Source organism: Amphritea sp., assembly GCF_016744155.1.
In the GTDB taxonomy this organism is placed as follows: Bacteria; Pseudomonadota; Gammaproteobacteria; order Pseudomonadales; family Balneatricaceae; genus Amphritea.
In genome coordinates, this window is record NZ_JADGEW010000018.1 from 71280 (window position 1) to 89003 (window position 17724).

Sequence of the window (17724 nt, forward strand, 5' to 3'; positions counted from 1 at the left end):
ATGAGACATATTATTTCTGTGTTGATGGAAAACGAGCCGGGTGCACTGTCCCGGGTTGTCGGCCTTTTCGCGCAGCGAAACTTCAATATTGAGTCGTTGACGGTTGCGCCGACAGAAGATTCAACCTTATCCCGTCTGACGGTGACTACCTTTGGTAGTGACAAGGTGATCGAGCAGATCACTAAGCAGCTGAATAAGCTGATAGACGTGGTTAAAGTGGTTGATCTGACAGAAGGCGATCATATCGAGCGCGAACTGATGATGATCAAGCTGAAGGCTAACGGCCAGATGCGTGCTGAGATTAAGCGTACTGCGGATATTTTCCGTGGTCAGATTATCGATGTTACGCCGAATACCTATACGGTTCAGCTGACCGGTGCCAGTGACAAGCTGGATGCCTTTATTGAAACGCTGGGTACCGCCCATATTATGGAAGTGGTGCGTACGGGTGTATCGGGGCTCTCTCGAGGCGAGAAAGTCCTGAGTCTGTAAACGTTTTTGATAGCTTCTAAAAAACCGCTCCTTGAGCGGTTTTTTTTCGCCAGTTTTTGGGGTATTGAGGCTTGTGTTCACTACCTTTAACGACAAATTGTTATTGAATTTACTGGCAGATGATTTTTTCTGACTATACTTAACGGTCCCTCCGGAGTGAAAAACGGAGGATAGAGAACCGGTGGTTCAGGGAATCTTTAGCTTATTAAAGGTGTTGGCACAGGAAAGTGGTTATCAGAAGGCGGTGACGCGGTCTGAGGAGGTTTTAATGATTTACTCAGTTCAACTGATAGTACTATCAGTATTGTTGGTGATTCCTCTGGGTGGCAAGGCAAGTCTGGAGAGTGGTGTACAGCTATCTGAAATAGTGAAGTACGATTCATTACCACTATGGCAGCAGTCCAGTCCGTTTCCCCGTTGGCAGGATACTTATGCGATTGTATTTGAGCAGGAGATGCTGGCCTGACTTCGCTGTGTGACAGCGATGAGTTCTGAGGCTGGCTTAATCAATACTGGCGTTTCAAATTTAAGCGTATTACTCTTGATCTCAAATTAACTGGCTATAGTACTCTGAGATCATTCTATGAGTGGAAAACTACTCTATCTGGTGGGCGCTTCAGGCAGCGGTAAAGATAGTTTGCTTGAAGGCTGTCGCCAGCGTCTGCAACCCAGTCACTGCTGTTTTGTGGCTCATCGTTATATTACCCGAGCCCTCAATATTGGGGGCGAAAACCATATTCACCTTTCTCCCGATGAATTTGATATGCGTGCCAGTATGGGAATGTTTTCCATGCAGTGGTACTCCCATGGCTATAGTTACGGCATAGGGTCAGAGATTGATAACTGGCTGGCAAAAGGGATCAATGTTGTGATTAACGGCTCCCGGGAGTATTTGCAGATTGCGATGCACGCTTATCCGAACCTGATACCGGTGCTGGTTCAGGTTGATGAAGATACGCTGCATCAGCGTCTTACTCTGCGAGGCCGGGAAAATGAAGAAGAGATCGTTAAACGGTTAAATCGTCACCGTCAGATTGTTGATAGCCTGCCTGGGAATATACAGCTGATCGATAACAACTCAAATTTGCAGGAAGGCGTTGATACGTTGTTGAAGCTGATTGAGTCCATGGCGCCGGATTCCGTTAAGCCGGCTCGCTCGACGCACTAGTTTTTTTTTATGAATTACAGGAGGGTGCACTATTGCACCCTCTTTTTTTGGCTGGAGGATTTAGAATGTTCAGTATTGAGATGGGTGTGAGGGATTATGAACTGGATATGCAGGGTATCGTCAATAATGGTGTCTATTTCAACTATCTAGAACATGCCCGGCATGAGTTTTTGCTGAACAGCGGTATTGATTTTGCTGCCCTGACCGAAGCTGGAATCCATCTGGTAGTGATTCGTTCTGAGCTAGACTATAAAGCCTCATTGAAAAGTGGCGATCGGTTTCGGGTCGAAGTTGCTCTGGAGCGGATCAGTAAAGTGAAGTTTGGTTTTCGCCAGCGGGTTGTCCGTATCGCAGATGAAAAAGTCTGTGTGGCCGGGCTGGTGATAGGCACAGCACTGAATGAGCGAGGTCGCCCTTATATCTCACCTGAGCTTGAGGCGTTATTTAGCGCATGATTAAAGCGACATTTGATAGCCGTGCCATTGTGCTGCTGGTGGGGCTTTGTATGTTGTTCGGCTTCAATCAGGTGGTGGTTAAGTTTGGTCTGGAGGGGGTATCACCACTAATGCAGGCAGGTTTACGGTCTGTCGGTGCGTCATTGCTACTCGTGCTCTGGATGTTGTGTCGCGGTGAGAAAATTTTATACCGCGATGGTGCCTTTTGGTGGGGCGTTCTTCTCGGAATTCTGTTTGCGATAGAATTTTTGTTTATCTATATCGCCCTGAATCTGACTACCGTTTCTCATGCCACGATCTTTCTCTATACATCGCCCTTTGTTGTCGCGCTGGGGGCGCATCTGTTTATTCCGGGTGAAAGCCTGAGAAAAGTTCAGGTTGCAGGCCTGTTAGTCGCCTTTGCGGGTGTTGTCTTTGCGTTTCGAGACTCTCTTGATGGTGGCGCTTCTCTGCTGGGGGATCTTCTGGCACTGGCAGCAGCGTTTTTCTGGGGGGCAACGACGGTGGTACTAAAAGCTTCCCCTCAACGTCACCAGTCTCCCTCTCGCGTGTTGCTTTACCAGCTGGTTGTTTCTGCTGTTGTGTTGCCGCTGTTGTCGTGGGGTCTAAATGAACCAGGGGTGACCAGCCTGACACCTCTGGTGATAGGATCGTTATTGTTTCAGATAGTATTGATGGCGTTTGTTGGATATCTGGCCTGGTTCTGGTTACTGAGTCATTATCCGGCATCAAAAATTGCCAGTTTTACTTTTCTGACTCCGTTGTTTGGTGTTCTCTTTGCCTGGTTGATTCTTGATGAACAGCTTTCGTTTGATATGCTGGGCGCTCTGGTGTTAGTGGCTCTGGGTATCTTTTTAGTCAATAAAAAAAGGTAATAAACCCGGTAAGCATGCAGGGAAAAATATAAGAAGCGACTAGTCTAAAACAGACTGCCGCCAGACAGTATTATTTGATCTGTGACCAGAACGCTGCAATTAGCGGGCTTTGTAGCTTTTTCCTCAGGGCAAACAGGCCAACATCATAAGCTTTGAGTTCCGGCTCAATATTGAGAATACGCACCCGATCTGCCAGTGGACTGTTATCCAATACAATCTTGGGTACCACACCGACTCCGAATCCCAGACTCACCATGCTGACGATGGCTTCATTTCCAGCGACTTGTGCATAGATCATCGGTTTAGCCTGGCGGGCTTTGAACCAGCGGTCTATTCGTTTACGTGAAACGCCTTCTTCTGAGAGGATCATCGGTACTACTGACCAGTCTGGCGTGCCAGTGAGTAATGGGTCCAGATGAATATCTTCATGAGGAGCGATAAACACTAGTGGCGAGGTTGCGATATGTTTGAACGCCAGTCCCGCGTTCAGCGTGTCTGGTCGTGCGGCGATGGTTATATCATCTGTCCCTGCCAGTACTCGCTGAATCGCATTTTCCGGATCGCCGGTATGCAGCTTTATTTCAATTTTAGGGTGTTGCCGGCGAAACTCGCTGAGGATGTCATAAAGAAAGCTATAGCTGGCAGTGACCGAGCAGTACACACTGATCTCTCCCTGTAACTCCTGAGCGTCAGCTAACAGGGAATTGCGCACTACGTCCCATTGTGTCAGCGCTTCACGGGCATATTCTTGAAAACGCTCACCTTCCCGTGTCAGATTTACCGTGCGGTTATCCCGCTCAAACAGTTGTACGCCCAGAGAGCCTTCCAGTTGTTTGATCGCGCGCGTCAGCGCAGAAGGGCTGATATGACAAGCTTCACTGGCTCGGCCAAAATGAAGCGTGTCGCAAAGACTGATAAAGAGCTTTAGAGAACGGGTATCCATAGGCTTCTATAATAGTTTCGTTGCAATTGATGAAACATATTTTCACATATATATCGTTTTTCGCAATATAAACTTTGCATCTCTATTTCTTTGTTGTGGTTTATAACAAGTTCTAATCGGGTTTTCTTATGCCGACTTGATCTGGATTAGGGCAATCAATGGGCTGAGCCGTTAACGTTGGCGCTTATATACCCGTTTCAATGGCGCTGTTCGCCCGAGGTTCAGTATGAAGTATGACATCGTGATTATTGGTGCAGGGCCTGCCGGCCTTAGTTTTGCCCGCTCACTGGGAGAAACAGCCCTAAAGGTGTTGGTTGTGGAGCGCTCATCCCTCGATACACTGCGCGAGCCCCCGGAAGATGGACGTGAAATCGCTCTGACCCATCTGTCGATTGATCTGATGAAAAGTTCGGGTGCCTGGCAACAACTGGCGGACCAGGATGTCTCACCGATCTGTGCTGCCAAGGTGCTGGACGGCGATTCGAGTTATACGCTGAACTTTGATAATACTGACGCTAATCTGGATGCACTGGGTTATCTGGTGCCAAATGATAAAATTCGTAAGGCATATTTTGAGGTTGTAGAGGGCATTGAAAATGTTGAGCTTCTGACTGAAGTTTCAGTTGAAGATGTTGGCAGTACAGCGGATAGCGCTTGGGTTGTTCTTTCAAATGGCGAGCGAGTGGAGTGTGATCTGCTGGTGTCGGCGGATAGCCGGTTTTCTGAAACCCGCCGAAAAATGGGGGTGCCCGCCTCGATGAAAGATTTTTCCCGTACCGCTATAGTATGTCGTATGGAGCATAGCCTGCCTCATAATCAGACCGCCTTTGAATGTTTCCATTATGGCCGCACTCTGGCCATTCTGCCGATGACCGGTAATCTCTCATCCATAGTAGTAACGGTATCAAGTGCCGAGGCAGAGAGTATCTTTAATATGGATGAAGAGGTTTTTGCCGCCGATATTGAGCAGCGTATGCAGGGGCAGCTGGGCAGTATGAAACTTTATGGTCGCCGTCATCTGTATCCGTTGGTAGCGGTGCATGCGAGTAAATTTATCAGTCGTCGTTTCGCTGTCATTGGTGATGCCGCAGTGGGGATGCATCCGGTTACTGCGCATGGATTTAACCTGGGACTTCGTAGTCAGGAAACCTTGACAAAAGAACTGAAGAAAGCGCTGAAGCAGGGGCAGGATATCGGTTCGTTCAGTGTGTTAGAAAAGTATCAGAGCGCTCATATGCGGGTGACAAAGCCCCTCTATATGGGAACTAACCTGGTAGTCGGTTTATTCACTAACGATAACTTTGCTGCGAAGATTGCTCGTAAGGCAACGTTGCGGATAGCGAACAATTTCGCTCCGCTGAAACAGATAATTACCCGCAAGCTTACTGAAAAGCGGATAGATATTCCCTTTTTTCTGCCCGGTCTTAAGTAAAAGGCTTCAAATAAAAGGCTCTATCGTTTCGATAGGGCCTTTGACTATTGAGTCTGTCGCAGAGCAAGGTATCCTTAACTGATAATTAAGCAGTCTTTGTAAGGGTTTTGTTGTGAATTCCTCTGATTTAAGCTCCCGTGATCTAAGTTCCTGTGACGTTACCAAGCGAGATCAGCTGAGAATATTGCTGCTCCAGATTCGCGATGGCGAGCAAGTGCGTATGGAAGAGCACCAAAGCTTTGCCGAATACTGCGGTGTTGCGTTGGAGCAGATTGAGATCCTTAATGTTTTCGATACCCCTGACTTTCCGGCCACGGCAGCAGATGATTTTGATGCGTTGCTGGTGGGTGGTGCCAGTGAAGCGAACGTGCTCAAGCCGGATCAGTTCCCTTTTATTCAGGCCTGTCAGGATTTAATTCGTCATTGTGGCGAAACGGCTAAACCAGTATTTGCCTCCTGCTTTGGCTTTCAGCTAGCCGTATTAGCGCTGGGTGGAGAGGTTCGGCATAAGGATGTCGATTTTGAGATGGGTACTATTCCGGTCTCACTGGCTGATGGGGCGGTGGATGATCCGCTCTATCAAGATACCCCGGAAGGTTTTTTTGCTATTTCGGTACACCGTCAATACGTCGACAGTTTGCCTGAGAACTGTCAATTGCTTGCCTATACTGCACAATGTGTCCACAGCTTTAAACTGAAGGGCAAACCTTTTTGGGCTTTTCAGTTTCATCCAGAAGTTGATAAGGCCACTCTGATTGAACGACTGACATTCTACAAAGCTCACTATACTGATGGAGACGGTCAACTGGATCGGGTACTTAGCTCAGCGGTGGAAACGCCGGAGTCTAATATTCTGGTGCGCAAGTTTGTCGATCGGGTCCTATTAAATCTCGGCTAGTTTTTGTATAGATAGCTTTCCCGTATACGTAAAAGTAGAATGACTGAACATTTTGTTAATCCATTGGTGTAAACAGATCTATGAATGACCCACAGGGAAACAAACCGGAACAGCCTGAGCAGCCGAGTCAGGAAGAGGCGAGTCCAAAGCCACGTAGCCGGGGAATCTATCTGCTGCCTAATTTGTTCACTACGGGAGCCCTGTTTTGTGGTTTCTATGCAGTAGTGGCGGGAATGAATGGCGTTTTTGATAATGCGGCAATCGCCATTTTTGTTGCGATGGTTCTGGATGGTCTGGATGGTCGTGTTGCGCGCCTGACAAATACTTCGAGCGCGTTTGGTGCAGAGTATGATTCGCTGTCGGATATGGTCTCCTTCGGGGTTGCGCCGGCTCTGGTGACCTTCAGCTGGGTGCTCAGCAGTGCGGGTAAGTTTGGTTGGTTCTGTGCTTTTATCTATGTTGCAGGCGCTGCGCTGAGATTGGCACGCTTTAATACCCAGATCGGTTCAGTGGATAAACGTTACTTTATGGGGCTGCCAAGTCCAGCGGCTGCAGCATCTGTGGCGGGTCTGGTGTGGGCCTGCGTAGAGTTTGAGATTGATGTCAGCCATCTGGTGTACCCGATTGCTATCTATGTTGCGCTGGTGGGCGTACTGATGGTGAGTAATGTGCTGTATTATAGTTTCAAAGATGTTGATCCGAAGGGAAAAATCCCCTTTATGATTCTGCTGGTGATTGTACTTACTATCGGAGTTATCTCTATCAGTCCGCCAATTTTCCTCTGGTTACTGATTTTAGGTTATACGCTTTCTGGTCCAGTTTTATGGCTGTTGCGTAAACGTAAAACACTGAGTAGTTAAGCTATTGGATTGATGATTGTTTGGAGGTGACTGTTATGAGTAAGCGGCTAATCAGAGAAGCATTGAATATCCCCTCATCAGAGATCACCTCCGAATCAATCTACAAGCAGCGTCGACGCCTGATTCAGGCGGCGATGTCTGCTGCAATTTTACCCGCATTTGCCTATCCCTCTTTTGCCCGGGCCGCCGGTTATGAAATTCCCGATGACCTGCCTCGTTATCCCGGCCCTGCTTGGCTTCGACAGAAGCTGGCCAGTGCGGTGCGTAATCCAGATCTGTCCGTTAGTGATGAGTTAGCCCCGTATTATCATATAATTACCCACAATAACTTTTATGAGTTTGGTACAGATAAGCGTGACCCGGCGCGGTATGCTCAAAACTTTAAGACCGACCCCTGGAAAGTCGAGATAAGTGGTGAAGTAGCCAAACCGGGCAACTATAATCTGGAAGATATACTCGCGCCTCATGCTTTAGAAGATCGGGTGTACCGGTTACGCTGCGTTGAAGCCTGGTCGATGGTTATTCCCTGGCTTGGTTTTCCTCTGGCGGATCTGATTAAGCGTTTCGAACCTACCTCTAAAGCGAAGTATGTGCATTTCACTACCATTCTCGATAAAGAGCAGATGTCTGAGCAGCGTAGTTCCTTTGGTACGATTGATTGGCCCTATGTTGAAGGCCTGAGAATGGATGAGGCGATGAATCCTCTGACACTGATGGCCGTTGGTGTATACGGTAATGCGCTTCCGCCGCAGAATGGCGCGCCTTTACGTTTGGTGGTGCCCTGGAAATATGGTTTTAAATCTATAAAGTCGATTGTTCGTATTCATTTCAGTGAAACGATGCCCGAGACTAGCTGGAATGTTACCGCGCCGAGCGAGTATGGTTTTTACGCAAATGTGAATCCAGCCGTTGATCACCCGCGCTGGTCACAGGCGACAGAGCGTCAATTACCCTCCTCTTTGTTGTCTCCCAATATTGTCGATACTCTACCGTTTAATGGTTATGCAGATCAGGTTGCTCATCTCTATAAGGGGATGGATCTCGCTAAGTGGTTCTGATGGTATCAGGTGAAAAGGGAAGGCTGCTTAGGTGGTGGTTCTTTTTTTTGCTACTACTGTCTCCGCTTGCTGCTTTGTTTGTTAATCTGCTCAACGATAATCTGGGTGCTGATCCGGCCAAGGTAATTGTTAAAGAGTTAGGTTTTTGGGCGATTACCTTACTCTGGTTGACCTTGTCAGTAACGCCCGGAATAAAACTTCTGGGCTGGCGCTGGTTGATGTCGTTCCGCAGAATGTTGGGGCTATATACTTTTTTTTATGCTGTGCTGCACCTGCTGTCTTTTGCCACTTTTCTGGTGGGGTGGCGATGGGATATCCTGCTGACCGAGTTGACTAAGCGGCCCTATATTGTTGTCGGTTCTCTTGCTTTGTTACTATTGATTCCATTGACTTTTACCTCTACCAAAGCGATGCAGCGACGCCTGGGTAGGCGCTGGAAAAAACTTCACTCTCTGGTCTATCCCATCAGCCTGTTGGCTATGCTGCACTTTATCTGGCAGATCCGATCTGACTTTGGGCAGCAGCTTATATTTGCAATTTTATTAGCTATTTTGTTGGGCTATCGACTATATCTTAATAGGCGCAGTTAATAGAGAGGAGGTACTTATGTATCCGACTCATATCTCTGAAAAGCTGTTGCTGCTGTTACATGCTTGGATGGCTGGGCTTAGTAAGTTGTGGTGCATGGTCTTTACGCGTCCCCCTGATGATCGGGGGCGAAAGTATAATTTTCCTATGCCGTCATTATGGTTAAGTCTGATAGCTTCAGCAGTCTTTCTTGTGGCGATTATTTCGCTGCTTTACTGGCTTCTGACTACGCTGGCGGGGTAGGCCTTTTTTTCTGTAGTCTGAAGTTTTATTCTCTCCGGCAGGGGCGGTTATCCTACGCCCCTGCACTTACCACCATCGGTGTGTATTCTCCTTGCAGTCTGAAATCTGCTGCTATACTGGCTTATAACCAAGTGCATAACTCGGATATGTAATCATTATAAAAAGGACCAGAAATGCTTGGGGCACAGCTGTTTAGTTTTTGACAGCAAGGAGGCCTGGAGATGAGACGTAACGGAAGGGTCCTGTTATTAGCAGGGCTTTTTTATGCGCCGCTGGTGTCTGCTGATTGGCAGATAAACCTTATCGAAGGGGCGACTGAAATTAGCCGCTCTGTCTATAACCTGCATATGGTTATTTTTTACATATGCGTTGCTATCGCCGTTGTGGTGTTCGGCGTTATGTTCTGGTCCATCTTCTGGCATCGAAAGTCCCGGGGAGCCAAAGCTGCTCATTTTCATGAGAGTACCTGGGTAGAGATCGCCTGGACTATAGTGCCGGTGATCATTCTTGTCTCAATGGCTGTGCCTGCCAGTACCACCTTGATTCAGATGTACGATAAAAACAATGCTGAGCTTGATATCCAGATTACGGGATATCAATGGAAGTGGCGTTATCAATATCTTAATCAGGATATCGACTTTTTTAGTAGTCTTGCGACGCCTCAGGAGCAGATTATTAATGAGCAGATTAAGGGGGATAACTATCTACTTGAAGTTGATAAGCCTCTCGTCATTCCCGCCGGTAAAAAAGTACGTTTCTTACTGACCTCTAACGATGTGATTCACTCCTGGTGGGTGCCTGCTCTGGCTGTGAAAAAGGATGCGATTCCAGGTTTTGTTAATGAATCATGGACGTTAGTAGATGAACCGGGAATATATCGGGGGCAATGTGCTGAGTTGTGCGGCCGTGATCATGGTTTTATGCCGATAGTGGTCGAGGTTAAATCACCGGAAGATTATCAACTGTGGGTGGCTGAGCAGGCCAATCTCAAAGTGGCAGAGCAACAGTCTGCTCAGAAAGAGTGGAGCCAGGCAGAGTTGATGATACGGGGGGAAGAAGTTTACAAAGCCAGCTGTGCCGCTTGCCACCAATTTGAGGGGCAGGGTATTCCTGGAATATTCCCTGCATTAGCGGGTAGTCCCCTGATGTCAGGTGATTCGGCTGAGCATGTCGATGCGGTATTACATGGCCGTTCAGGAACGGCGATGCAGGCGTTTGCTGAGCAGCTTAATACGGTAGATTTAGCCGCAGTGATTACTTACGAACGAAACGCCTGGGGTAACCAGGGCGGCGCAGTGACTGTTCAGCAGATTACTGAGTTGTTGAAGGAGTAGGGCGATGGGTAGCTTAGAGCAGACAGTACATAGTACAGATCACCATGGCCCTGCAAAAGGCATCACTCGTTGGCTTTATACAACCAACCATAAAGATATCGGCACGCTATATCTGTTGTTTAGTCTGACAATGTTTTTTGTCGGTGGTTGTATGGCGCTGACTATTCGGGCCGAACTGTTTCAGCCGGGACTGCAGTTGATAATGCCGGAGTTCTTTAATCAGATGACCACCATGCACGGTCTGATTATGGTCTTCGGAGCAGTAATGCCAGCGTTTGTCGGCTTAGCTAACTGGATGATTCCGATGATGGTAGGCTCCCCGGATATGGCGCTGCCGCGGATGAATAACTGGAGCTTTTGGATTCTGCCTTTTGCCTTCGTGATGATGTTGTCTACTCTGCTGATGGAGGGGGGGGCGCCTAATTTTGGCTGGACCTTTTACGCGCCTCTTTCCACAACCTATGCGCCTCCCAGTGTGACCTACTTTATCTTTGCTGTGCATATGATGGGGATCAGCTCGATTATGGGTGCGATCAATGTGATCGCTACTATCCTCAATATGCGCGCCCCGGGCATGAAGTTGATGGATATGCCGTTGTTTGTCTGGACCTGGCTGATTACCGCATTCTTATTGATAGCGGTGATGCCGGTACTGGCAGGAGTGGTCACTATGATGTTGATGGATATCCATTTTGGCACCAGCTTCTTTGACGCAGCGGGTGGTGGTGATCCTGTCCTGTTTCAGCATGTCTTCTGGTTTTTCGGCCATCCGGAGGTGTACATCATGATTCTGCCTGCGTTCGGGATAGTGTCTGAGATTATTCCTACCTTTGCCCGTAAGCGATTGTTTGGTTATACCTCAATGGTGTACGCCACAGGCTCCATTGCGATTCTTTCCTTTATCGTTTGGGCTCACCATATGTTTACCGTAGGTTTACCCCTGGCCGGAGAGTTGTTCTTTATGTATACCACTATGCTTATTGCGGTTCCTACTGGGGTAAAAGTATTCAACTGGGTGGCCACGATGTTTCGCGGCTCGATGACCTTCGAAACCCCGATGCTATTTTCGCTGGCTTTTGTTGTGCTTTTTACTATCGGTGGTTTCTCTGGTCTGATGTTGGCAATAGCTCCTGCCGATTTCCAATATCACGATACTTACTTTGTAGTGGCTCATTTCCATTATGTGCTGGTGCCGGGGTCGATTTTTTCTATTATGGCGGCGGCTTATTACTGGCTGCCAAAGTGGACCGGCCACATGTATAACGAGGCGATGGGTAAGCTGCACTTCTGGCTCTCATTTATTGGCGTTAATATTACTTTCTTCCCGATGCACTTTCTGGGTCTGGCGGGCATGCCTCGGCGTATTCCCGATTATGCCCTGCAGTTTGCTGATTTTAATATGGTGGCAACCTTTGGTGCCTTCCTGTTCGGTTTTTCCCAGTTAATCTTTGTTTATAATGTGATCAGCTGTGCTCGCTCGGGTAAAAAAGCCACTGCTCGGGTGTGGGAGGGCAGTCATGGGTTGGAATGGACACTGCCTTCACCTCCTCCTTATCACTCGTTTACCGAACCACCAGTTTTCACTAATCCCCATCGGGAAAATAGCTGAGGTGGATGATGAATCAGTTGCAGCGACGTAACCGATCTCTGGTAACCCGATTGATAGTCGGTACGGTGTTGATGTTTGGCTTCGGTTTTTTACTGGTGCCGCTATACGACGTGTTCTGTAGGGTTACCGGACTGAACGGTAAAGTGCTGAATAATGGGCCGGTGACTCAGTCTGTCGAGATCAATAGAGATCGTCGGGTGAAAGTACAGCTTCTGGCGGTTAATAATGAGGCGATGCCCTGGCGATTCAAACCACAAGAGTCTGAAATAACAGTCTTCCCTGGTGAGATGAAGCAGACCGCTTTTGTCGCGCTTAACCCTACCCAGCGGAGTATGGTGGGGCAAGCTGTTCCCAGCGTCGCCCCGTCTGAAGCGGCGGAGCATCTTCATAAAGTTAACTGCTTCTGTTTTGAACAACAGCCATTGATGGCGGGTGAAGAGCGTGCCATGCCCTTGGTGTTTATGATTGATGATGAACTACCTCAACATATTTCAACGATAACGCTGTCTTATACCCTGTTTGATATTACCCCCGAACCCAGGCCGACACTGACGCTTCAGGAGCATCGGCAAGGAGTGAGCTATGAGTAGCCAGGCTTATTATGTGCCAGCCCAGAGTCGCTGGCCTATTTTGGCATCTGTATCGTTGTTTCTGATGGCTTATGGTGCGGCTACTCTAATCAATGCGTTGAGTGCTGAGTCCGGTGGCATGCTTGGGCTTGTTTTATTATTGCTAGGTGCTCTGTGTATGGGGTTGATTATGGTGGGTTGGTTTGGTCATGTGATCGATGAAAGTGGCCAGGGGCTTTATTCCGACCAGATGGACCGATCCTTTCGCTGGGGGATGAGTTGGTTTATTTTTTCAGAAATTATGTTCTTTGCCGCTTTTTTCGGCACTCTGTTTTATGTCCGTGTTCTCGCGGTTCCCTGGTTGGGAGGAGAGGGGGAAAAGGGCGTTTCGAATATGTTGTGGCAGGGCTTTGAAGCGACCTGGCCATTGATGACTACGCCGGATATGAATGCCTTTCCTGGCCCGGAAGGGCTTATTGATCCTCTGCATCTGCCTCTGATAAATACTCTACTGTTGTTAAGTTCCAGCGTGACAGTCACGGTGGCCCATTACCGTTTGAAGCAGGACCGTCGGTCTCAGGTGATCTTGTGGTTGCTGCTTACTGTCGTTTTGGGTTGTGCCTTCCTTCTGTTTCAGGTTCTTGAGTATGTAGAGGCTTATCATGAGCTTGGGCTTACGCTGCAGGCGGGTATTTATGGCGCAACATTCTTTATTTTGACTGGTTTTCATGGAATGCATGTGACGCTGGGAACGCTGATGTTATTTATTATTTTACTCAGGGTTATTCGGGGGCATTTTGCACCAGACCATCACTTTGGTTTTGAGGCGGTCTCCTGGTACTGGCATTTTGTTGATGTGGTCTGGGTGGGGTTATTCCTGTTTGTTTATCTGTTGTGATGATGGCGGTAATGACGAGGGTTGGCTTACTGGGGTTAGTACAGGGAACGCTGTTCTGAGTTTTAGTTCGCCGCTATAAAACCCGATGAGGATAATCAGGAGTAAAAAGACTGCCAGTGAAACTCTTAAAACCAGTGATTTGACTGTGCGATGGGAGCGGCTTTGATCTTTGAGAAGAAAGTAGAGGCCTGAAAAGAGACTGATAATAATGAAAATAAATATGAGCACTATAAGAGTTTTTAACATTGCTATCTCTCCGGTGTTTATATGAGTAAAGCTCAGGGGATACCCCTTAGCAAGTGGCTAATCGGAACGCTTGCTCTGTTATTTATCCCATTATTGATCTGGTTGGGGGTGTGGCAGTTGCAACGTGCTGAGGAAAAGAGGCAGTTATTAGATAACTGGAACAGGGCGTCCGAGATATTGAATCAGCTTCCGGAAAAGGGTGATGTTGAGGGAGAAAGAGTTACTTTAACCGGACGTTTCAATAGTGACGTGACTTATCTTCTGGATAACCGGACCCGCAATGGTCGCAGTGGCTATGAGGTGATTATGCCCTTTATGCCGGACAGTTCGTCAGTGACAGTAATGGTTAATCTGGGGTGGGTAGCAGCAAGTAGTTATCGTGAGTATTTACCAGAGATAGCGTTGCCTGGGGGTGTTCAAAAGGTAACCGGTAGGGTTGTAACACCAAGGCCTTTGATGCAGTTAAGCCCAGATAGTTGGGGCACGGTTGAATCGGTACGAATTCAGCAGTTGGATATGTCTCGGTTAGCTGAACGTCACCCGGGCTTGTATCCAGCGGTGATTCGTAGTGATAAAGCTTTACTGCCAGAACTGACTGTAGGGTGGCGGGTAGTGAATATCACACCAGGGAGGCATATTGGTTATGCGGTGCAATGGTTCGGGTTGGCGCTGGTATTGGTAACCGGTTGTGTTTGGCTGGGCTGGAATCAAAGACAAGAGGGGAAATTATGAGCAGGAAGCAGTTTCCGCGAGCAACGTTTTGGTTGGTGTGGGCGGTTGCTTTGGTGCCTCTGTTGTTGGCATCCGGAGCATATTTTTCTGGCTGGCGACCCGCTCAACAGATAACACAGGGTGAGCTGTATCAACCGGGTGTAAGGTTTCAGGATCTGAAACTCTCAGAGCATGAGGTAAAGGAGGGAAGTTGGCAGTTGATTCTAGTGGTAGATCAGCAGTGCAAGAATGAGTGCACTCAGTGGCGGGAACTTCTTCCAGGATTACATGCCTCGCTGGGAAAAGATCGTGATCGTTTACTTTGGCAGCAGGTTGATGTCAGCCAACAGCAAAGTGGTTTATTACTTGCAGACCCCAGGGGGTTCATGGTGACTCGTTACAGTTTATCCCTTTCGCCGCAGGCTGTTTTGAAAGATCTGAAGCGCCTGTTAAAGATCTCTAAGGTGGGATGAGATGAATTGCCGGCGACCTCTGCTGCTCTGCTATATGGCGATAGGTTTAGCATTGCTGGTGATTCTGATGGGAGCCTGGACCCGAATTATGGATGCAGGCTTGGGTTGCCCAGACTGGCCTGGATGCTTTGGTCAGTTGATTGTTCCCACATCGCAAGAGCAGATTGCGCTGGCTCAACATCGCTTTGGCGGCATCGAGATTGATCTGTTTAAGGGCTGGGTCGAGATGACGCATCGTTATATGGCGGCGAGTTTGGGGGCGCTGATTCTCTTGTTAGCTTTTTTTGGTTGGCAGCGCCGTAAAGAGCCAGGTTATCCGGTTTGTTTGTCGTTTATGTTATTGGCGTTGGTCATGCTTCAGGGGGTGTTCGGCATGTGGACGGTCACGCTTAAATTACTTCCTCCGGTGGTGACTATTCATTTGATGGGAGGACTGCTAACGCTGACGTTACTGGTGTTGTTGGCAAGTAAGCTTCGTCAGTTCGGTCTATCCATTCAGAGAAGGTCGGCTGGTTGGGGTTTACGCTTAGCGGTAATCATACTGTTTATACAGATTTTTCTGGGAGGCTGGACCAGTGCTAACTATGCTGGTTGGGCTTGCAACCACTGGATCAGTTGCATGGAAGGGCAGGTGGATGAACTGGATTTTAGGTCTGGCTTCAGCCTTAATTTTAATGCTGAGCAGAATTATCAAGGCGGCACGTTACCCCAGCCTGCCAGGGCGGCCATACAGATGGCTCATCGGGTCGGGGCATTTGTTGTGGTGGCGGTAGTGCTGTTGGTCTCTCTTGCATCCTTACCGGTCAAAAACAGCAGAAAGCCTGCGATTTTGCTTCTGATATTGTTAATGCTCCAGCTTGTTATTGGCGTTGCTAACGTAATGTACGGCGTGCCAACTATATTGGCGTGGACTCATCACTTAGGGGCTGTATTGCTATTGCTTTGTCTGCTTTGGCTGAAATTTAGTCATGAATCGGGGGTGCGTGATGGATAACAATCAACAGATTATAGTTCAAACGTTTGCGTGGCGTGACTATCTGGAGCTCTGTAAGCCCAGAGTCGTGGCTGTGATGTTACTGACCGCCATAGTAGGAATGTGCCTGGCGACTCCGGAATTTCCTCCAATAGATATTGTGATCAGCGCGACGCTAGGCATTGGCTTGATGGCATCAGGTGCTGCTGCAGTGAATCATGTGATGGACAGGAATATTGATGCCAAGATGGCGCGTACCCATCGACGTCCTTTGCCTCAGGGTAAAATTGATGAGACAAGAGCGCTAATATTTGCGTCGATGCTTTCGTTATCAGGGGTGGTTGTATTAATCGTTTGGACCAATGTTTTGACAGCCTGGCTGACGCTAGGCGCACTGATTGGATACGCGGTTATTTATACTATGGTGCTAAAACGGGCTACGCCTTTGAATATTGTTATAGGAGGGATAGCGGGAGCGGCACCACCGCTACTGGGTTGGGTGGCTGTAACCGGTCAAATTGAACCTGATAGCTTATTGTTGGTATTGATTATTTTTGCCTGGACTCCACCTCATTTCTGGGCGCTCTGTATCCATAAAAAGGATGACTACGCGCGTGCCGGAGTTCCAATGCTGCCGGTCACCCATGGCGAGGAATATACCCGTCTACATATTTTGCTGTATACCGTACTGATGGTCATAACCACACTATTTCCTGTCATGACAGGCATGAGTGGTGTCATCTATCTGATCGGGGTGACTGTGCTGAATCTGAGGTTTATCCAGTGGGCGGTAAGAGTTTTTCGGGCAAATGATACCGCTGCCCCGATGGCGATGTTTTGGTTCAGTGTGAAATATATTATGTGGTTATTTGTCGTCTTATTGGTCGATCACTACGTTTTAGGACTAAACTAATTGCATCGGTAAAATTTTAGCAAATGATTAAAAACGGATTTAAGAACTGTCGTAGACAGATAGCAAAAGCCGGAAACAAGGAGAATACGGTTACTTGAAACTAAAATAAGGCCGAAGATAGAATCTGGCCTTGGGAGGTAAGACTTATGTTCCTGCAACATATGTGGGGTGTAATTTACGACCCTAAGCATGAGTGGAGTGATATTCGTAAAGAGAATTACTCTATGATGCACTGCTTTATGGCTCAAATAAGCATACTAGCGGCAATACCTGCGCTGTCACTGTTTATTGGGTCAACTCAAATTGGCTGGAGTATATCCGGAGGAGAGTTTATAAAACTCTCGATCCAAAGCGCGATGATGGCCGCAGTGGCTTTCTATGCTGCTATGTGGGTAGCGGTTGGTTTTATCGCTTATGTTATCCATTGGATGGAAAAGACTTACGGCGGAAGCGTAACTCTAGATGAATGCATGGTGTTGACCACCTTTACTGCAACGCCGCTGTTTCTGGCTGGAATTGTAGGCCTGTATCCTGTTCTGTGGCTCAATGTGATTGTTGGAATGATTGCGTTGGCGTATACGGTTTATCTGCTTTATACAGGGGTTCCTGAGATTATGCAGATATCTGAAGACAGGGCTTTCTTCTTCGCTTCTTCGATTCTAACTGTCGGATTATGTGTGCTGGTCGGGTTGCTGACGGTGACCGTTATCTTATGGAGTACGATAATACCGTTGAGTTATCTGAGTGCTTAGATAAGTTAGACGCGACTGAGTCGCTAGTTAAAGCGTCTCTTCGCGGCTAGATCGTAAAGCTTCGCTTTACTGCTAGAAAAAGCAAAACAATAAAACCGCCGTCAGGCGGTTTTATTGTTTAAAGGTCAGAGCTTTTCCAGCAGGTTTCTCTTACAGTGTCCGTTGTCACACCGCCTCTTAAAAAGGCTCTCCTAGCTACGAGCAAGCGGCGAAGCCGCGTCTAGCCAGTCGCGA

At 47.9% G+C, this 17724-nt stretch carries 21 protein-coding genes; 19 read left to right on the forward strand and 2 right to left on the reverse strand.

Features of this window, described 5'->3' with window-relative positions; translation table 11 throughout:
* The 5 genes from ilvN (at position 1) to QZZ54_RS13510 (ending at position 2990) form a co-directional block, all read left to right on the forward strand.
* A complete protein-coding gene (ilvN, locus tag QZZ54_RS13490; protein ID WP_290703217.1) occupies positions 1 to 492 on the forward strand; it encodes an acetolactate synthase small subunit in 492 nt (163 codons plus the stop codon).
* 268 nt (positions 493 to 760) lie between these two features.
* Positions 761 to 958 carry a hypothetical protein gene (locus QZZ54_RS13495; protein WP_290703218.1) on the forward strand — a complete coding sequence of 66 codons (198 nt, stop codon included), beginning with the start codon at positions 761 to 763 and terminating at the stop codon, positions 956 to 958.
* A 117-nt stretch (positions 959 to 1075) separates the two neighbouring features.
* Positions 1076 to 1660: a phosphonate metabolism protein/1,5-bisphosphokinase (PRPP-forming) PhnN gene (gene phnN, locus QZZ54_RS13500; protein ID WP_290703219.1), complete on the forward strand. Its 585-nt coding sequence runs from the start codon at positions 1076 to 1078 to the stop codon at positions 1658 to 1660.
* 65 nt (positions 1661 to 1725) lie between these two features.
* Complete coding sequence (locus QZZ54_RS13505) at positions 1726 to 2115, forward strand: acyl-CoA thioesterase (RefSeq protein ID WP_290703220.1); 390 nt, start codon at positions 1726 to 1728, stop codon at positions 2113 to 2115.
* Positions 2112 to 2990, forward strand: coding sequence for a DMT family transporter (locus tag QZZ54_RS13510; RefSeq protein ID WP_290703221.1), 879 nt, complete (start codon positions 2112 to 2114; stop codon positions 2988 to 2990). Before QZZ54_RS13505 ends, QZZ54_RS13510 begins: the two co-directional genes overlap by 4 nt.
* Before the next feature lie 70 nt (positions 2991 to 3060).
* On the opposite strand, the gene ilvY is transcribed toward QZZ54_RS13510, so the two are convergent.
* A complete protein-coding gene (gene ilvY / locus QZZ54_RS13515) occupies positions 3061 to 3933 on the reverse strand; it encodes an HTH-type transcriptional activator IlvY (protein ID WP_290703222.1) in 873 nt (290 codons plus the stop codon).
* A 226-nt stretch (positions 3934 to 4159) separates the two neighbouring features.
* Here ilvY and ubiM point away from each other — a divergent pair, with 226 nt between their 5' ends.
* The 9 genes from ubiM to QZZ54_RS13560 all read left to right on the forward strand — a co-directional run bounded on the left by ubiM (position 4160) and on the right by QZZ54_RS13560 (position 13422).
* The gene (gene ubiM / locus QZZ54_RS13520; protein ID WP_290703223.1) at positions 4160 to 5365 is read left to right on the forward strand and encodes a 5-demethoxyubiquinol-8 5-hydroxylase UbiM; all 1206 of its coding nucleotides are present in this window, start codon (positions 4160 to 4162) and stop codon (positions 5363 to 5365) included.
* A 112-nt stretch (positions 5366 to 5477) separates the two neighbouring features.
* Positions 5478 to 6263 (forward strand): type 1 glutamine amidotransferase, encoded by a 786-nt coding sequence (locus QZZ54_RS13525; RefSeq protein ID WP_290703224.1) that lies wholly within the window; start codon positions 5478 to 5480, stop codon positions 6261 to 6263.
* An 80-nt stretch (positions 6264 to 6343) separates the two neighbouring features.
* A complete protein-coding gene (gene pssA, locus QZZ54_RS13530; RefSeq protein WP_290703225.1) occupies positions 6344 to 7123 on the forward strand; it encodes a CDP-diacylglycerol--serine O-phosphatidyltransferase in 780 nt (259 codons plus the stop codon).
* A gap of 35 nt (positions 7124 to 7158) precedes the next feature.
* Positions 7159 to 8181: a protein-methionine-sulfoxide reductase catalytic subunit MsrP gene (msrP, locus tag QZZ54_RS13535; protein WP_290703226.1), complete on the forward strand. Its 1023-nt coding sequence runs from the start codon at positions 7159 to 7161 to the stop codon at positions 8179 to 8181.
* A 47-nt stretch (positions 8182 to 8228) separates the two neighbouring features.
* Positions 8229 to 8771, forward strand: a complete 543-nt coding sequence (locus tag QZZ54_RS13540; RefSeq protein ID WP_290703227.1) for a protein-methionine-sulfoxide reductase heme-binding subunit MsrQ — start codon at positions 8229 to 8231, stop codon at positions 8769 to 8771.
* A gap of 462 nt (positions 8772 to 9233) precedes the next feature.
* Positions 9234 to 10346, forward strand: a complete 1113-nt coding sequence (gene coxB, locus QZZ54_RS13545) for a cytochrome c oxidase subunit II (protein ID WP_290703228.1) — start codon at positions 9234 to 9236, stop codon at positions 10344 to 10346.
* A gap of 4 nt (positions 10347 to 10350) precedes the next feature.
* Positions 10351 to 11955, forward strand: a complete 1605-nt coding sequence (gene ctaD / locus QZZ54_RS13550; protein WP_290703229.1) for a cytochrome c oxidase subunit I — start codon at positions 10351 to 10353, stop codon at positions 11953 to 11955.
* A 5-nt stretch (positions 11956 to 11960) separates the two neighbouring features.
* The gene (locus QZZ54_RS13555; protein WP_366645600.1) at positions 11961 to 12545 is read left to right on the forward strand and encodes a cytochrome c oxidase assembly protein; all 585 of its coding nucleotides are present in this window, start codon (positions 11961 to 11963) and stop codon (positions 12543 to 12545) included.
* On the forward strand, positions 12538 to 13422 hold the full coding sequence (locus QZZ54_RS13560; RefSeq protein ID WP_290703230.1) for a cytochrome c oxidase subunit 3: 885 nt from the start codon (positions 12538 to 12540) through the stop codon (positions 13420 to 13422). Before QZZ54_RS13555 ends, QZZ54_RS13560 begins: the two co-directional genes overlap by 8 nt.
* Here the strand turns inward: QZZ54_RS13560 and QZZ54_RS13565 are convergent.
* The gene (locus tag QZZ54_RS13565) at positions 13396 to 13668 is read right to left on the reverse strand and encodes a twin transmembrane helix small protein (protein ID WP_290703231.1); all 273 of its coding nucleotides are present in this window, start codon (positions 13666 to 13668) and stop codon (positions 13396 to 13398) included. The genes QZZ54_RS13560 and QZZ54_RS13565 overlap by 27 nt on opposite strands.
* A 21-nt stretch (positions 13669 to 13689) precedes the next feature.
* Here QZZ54_RS13565 and QZZ54_RS13570 point away from each other — a divergent pair, with 21 nt between their 5' ends.
* From QZZ54_RS13570 to QZZ54_RS13590, 5 genes are all read left to right on the forward strand, one after another.
* Positions 13690 to 14400, forward strand: a complete 711-nt coding sequence (locus tag QZZ54_RS13570; RefSeq protein ID WP_290703232.1) for an SURF1 family protein — start codon at positions 13690 to 13692, stop codon at positions 14398 to 14400.
* Entirely contained in the window at positions 14397 to 14852 is a 456-nt protein-coding gene (locus QZZ54_RS13575) for a hypothetical protein (protein ID WP_290703233.1), read from the forward strand. Before QZZ54_RS13570 ends, QZZ54_RS13575 begins: the two co-directional genes overlap by 4 nt.
* A gap of 1 nt (position 14853) precedes the next feature.
* On the forward strand, positions 14854 to 15846 hold the full coding sequence (locus QZZ54_RS13580; RefSeq protein WP_290703234.1) for a heme A synthase: 993 nt from the start codon (positions 14854 to 14856) through the stop codon (positions 15844 to 15846).
* Positions 15839 to 16738: a heme o synthase gene (cyoE, locus tag QZZ54_RS13585; protein WP_290703235.1), complete on the forward strand. Its 900-nt coding sequence runs from the start codon at positions 15839 to 15841 to the stop codon at positions 16736 to 16738. The genes QZZ54_RS13580 and cyoE overlap by 8 nt, the downstream gene beginning before the upstream one ends.
* Before the next feature lie 146 nt (positions 16739 to 16884).
* Positions 16885 to 17490: a Yip1 family protein gene (locus QZZ54_RS13590; RefSeq protein ID WP_290703236.1), complete on the forward strand. Its 606-nt coding sequence runs from the start codon at positions 16885 to 16887 to the stop codon at positions 17488 to 17490.
* The last annotated feature ends 234 nt before the right edge of the window (positions 17491 to 17724 follow it).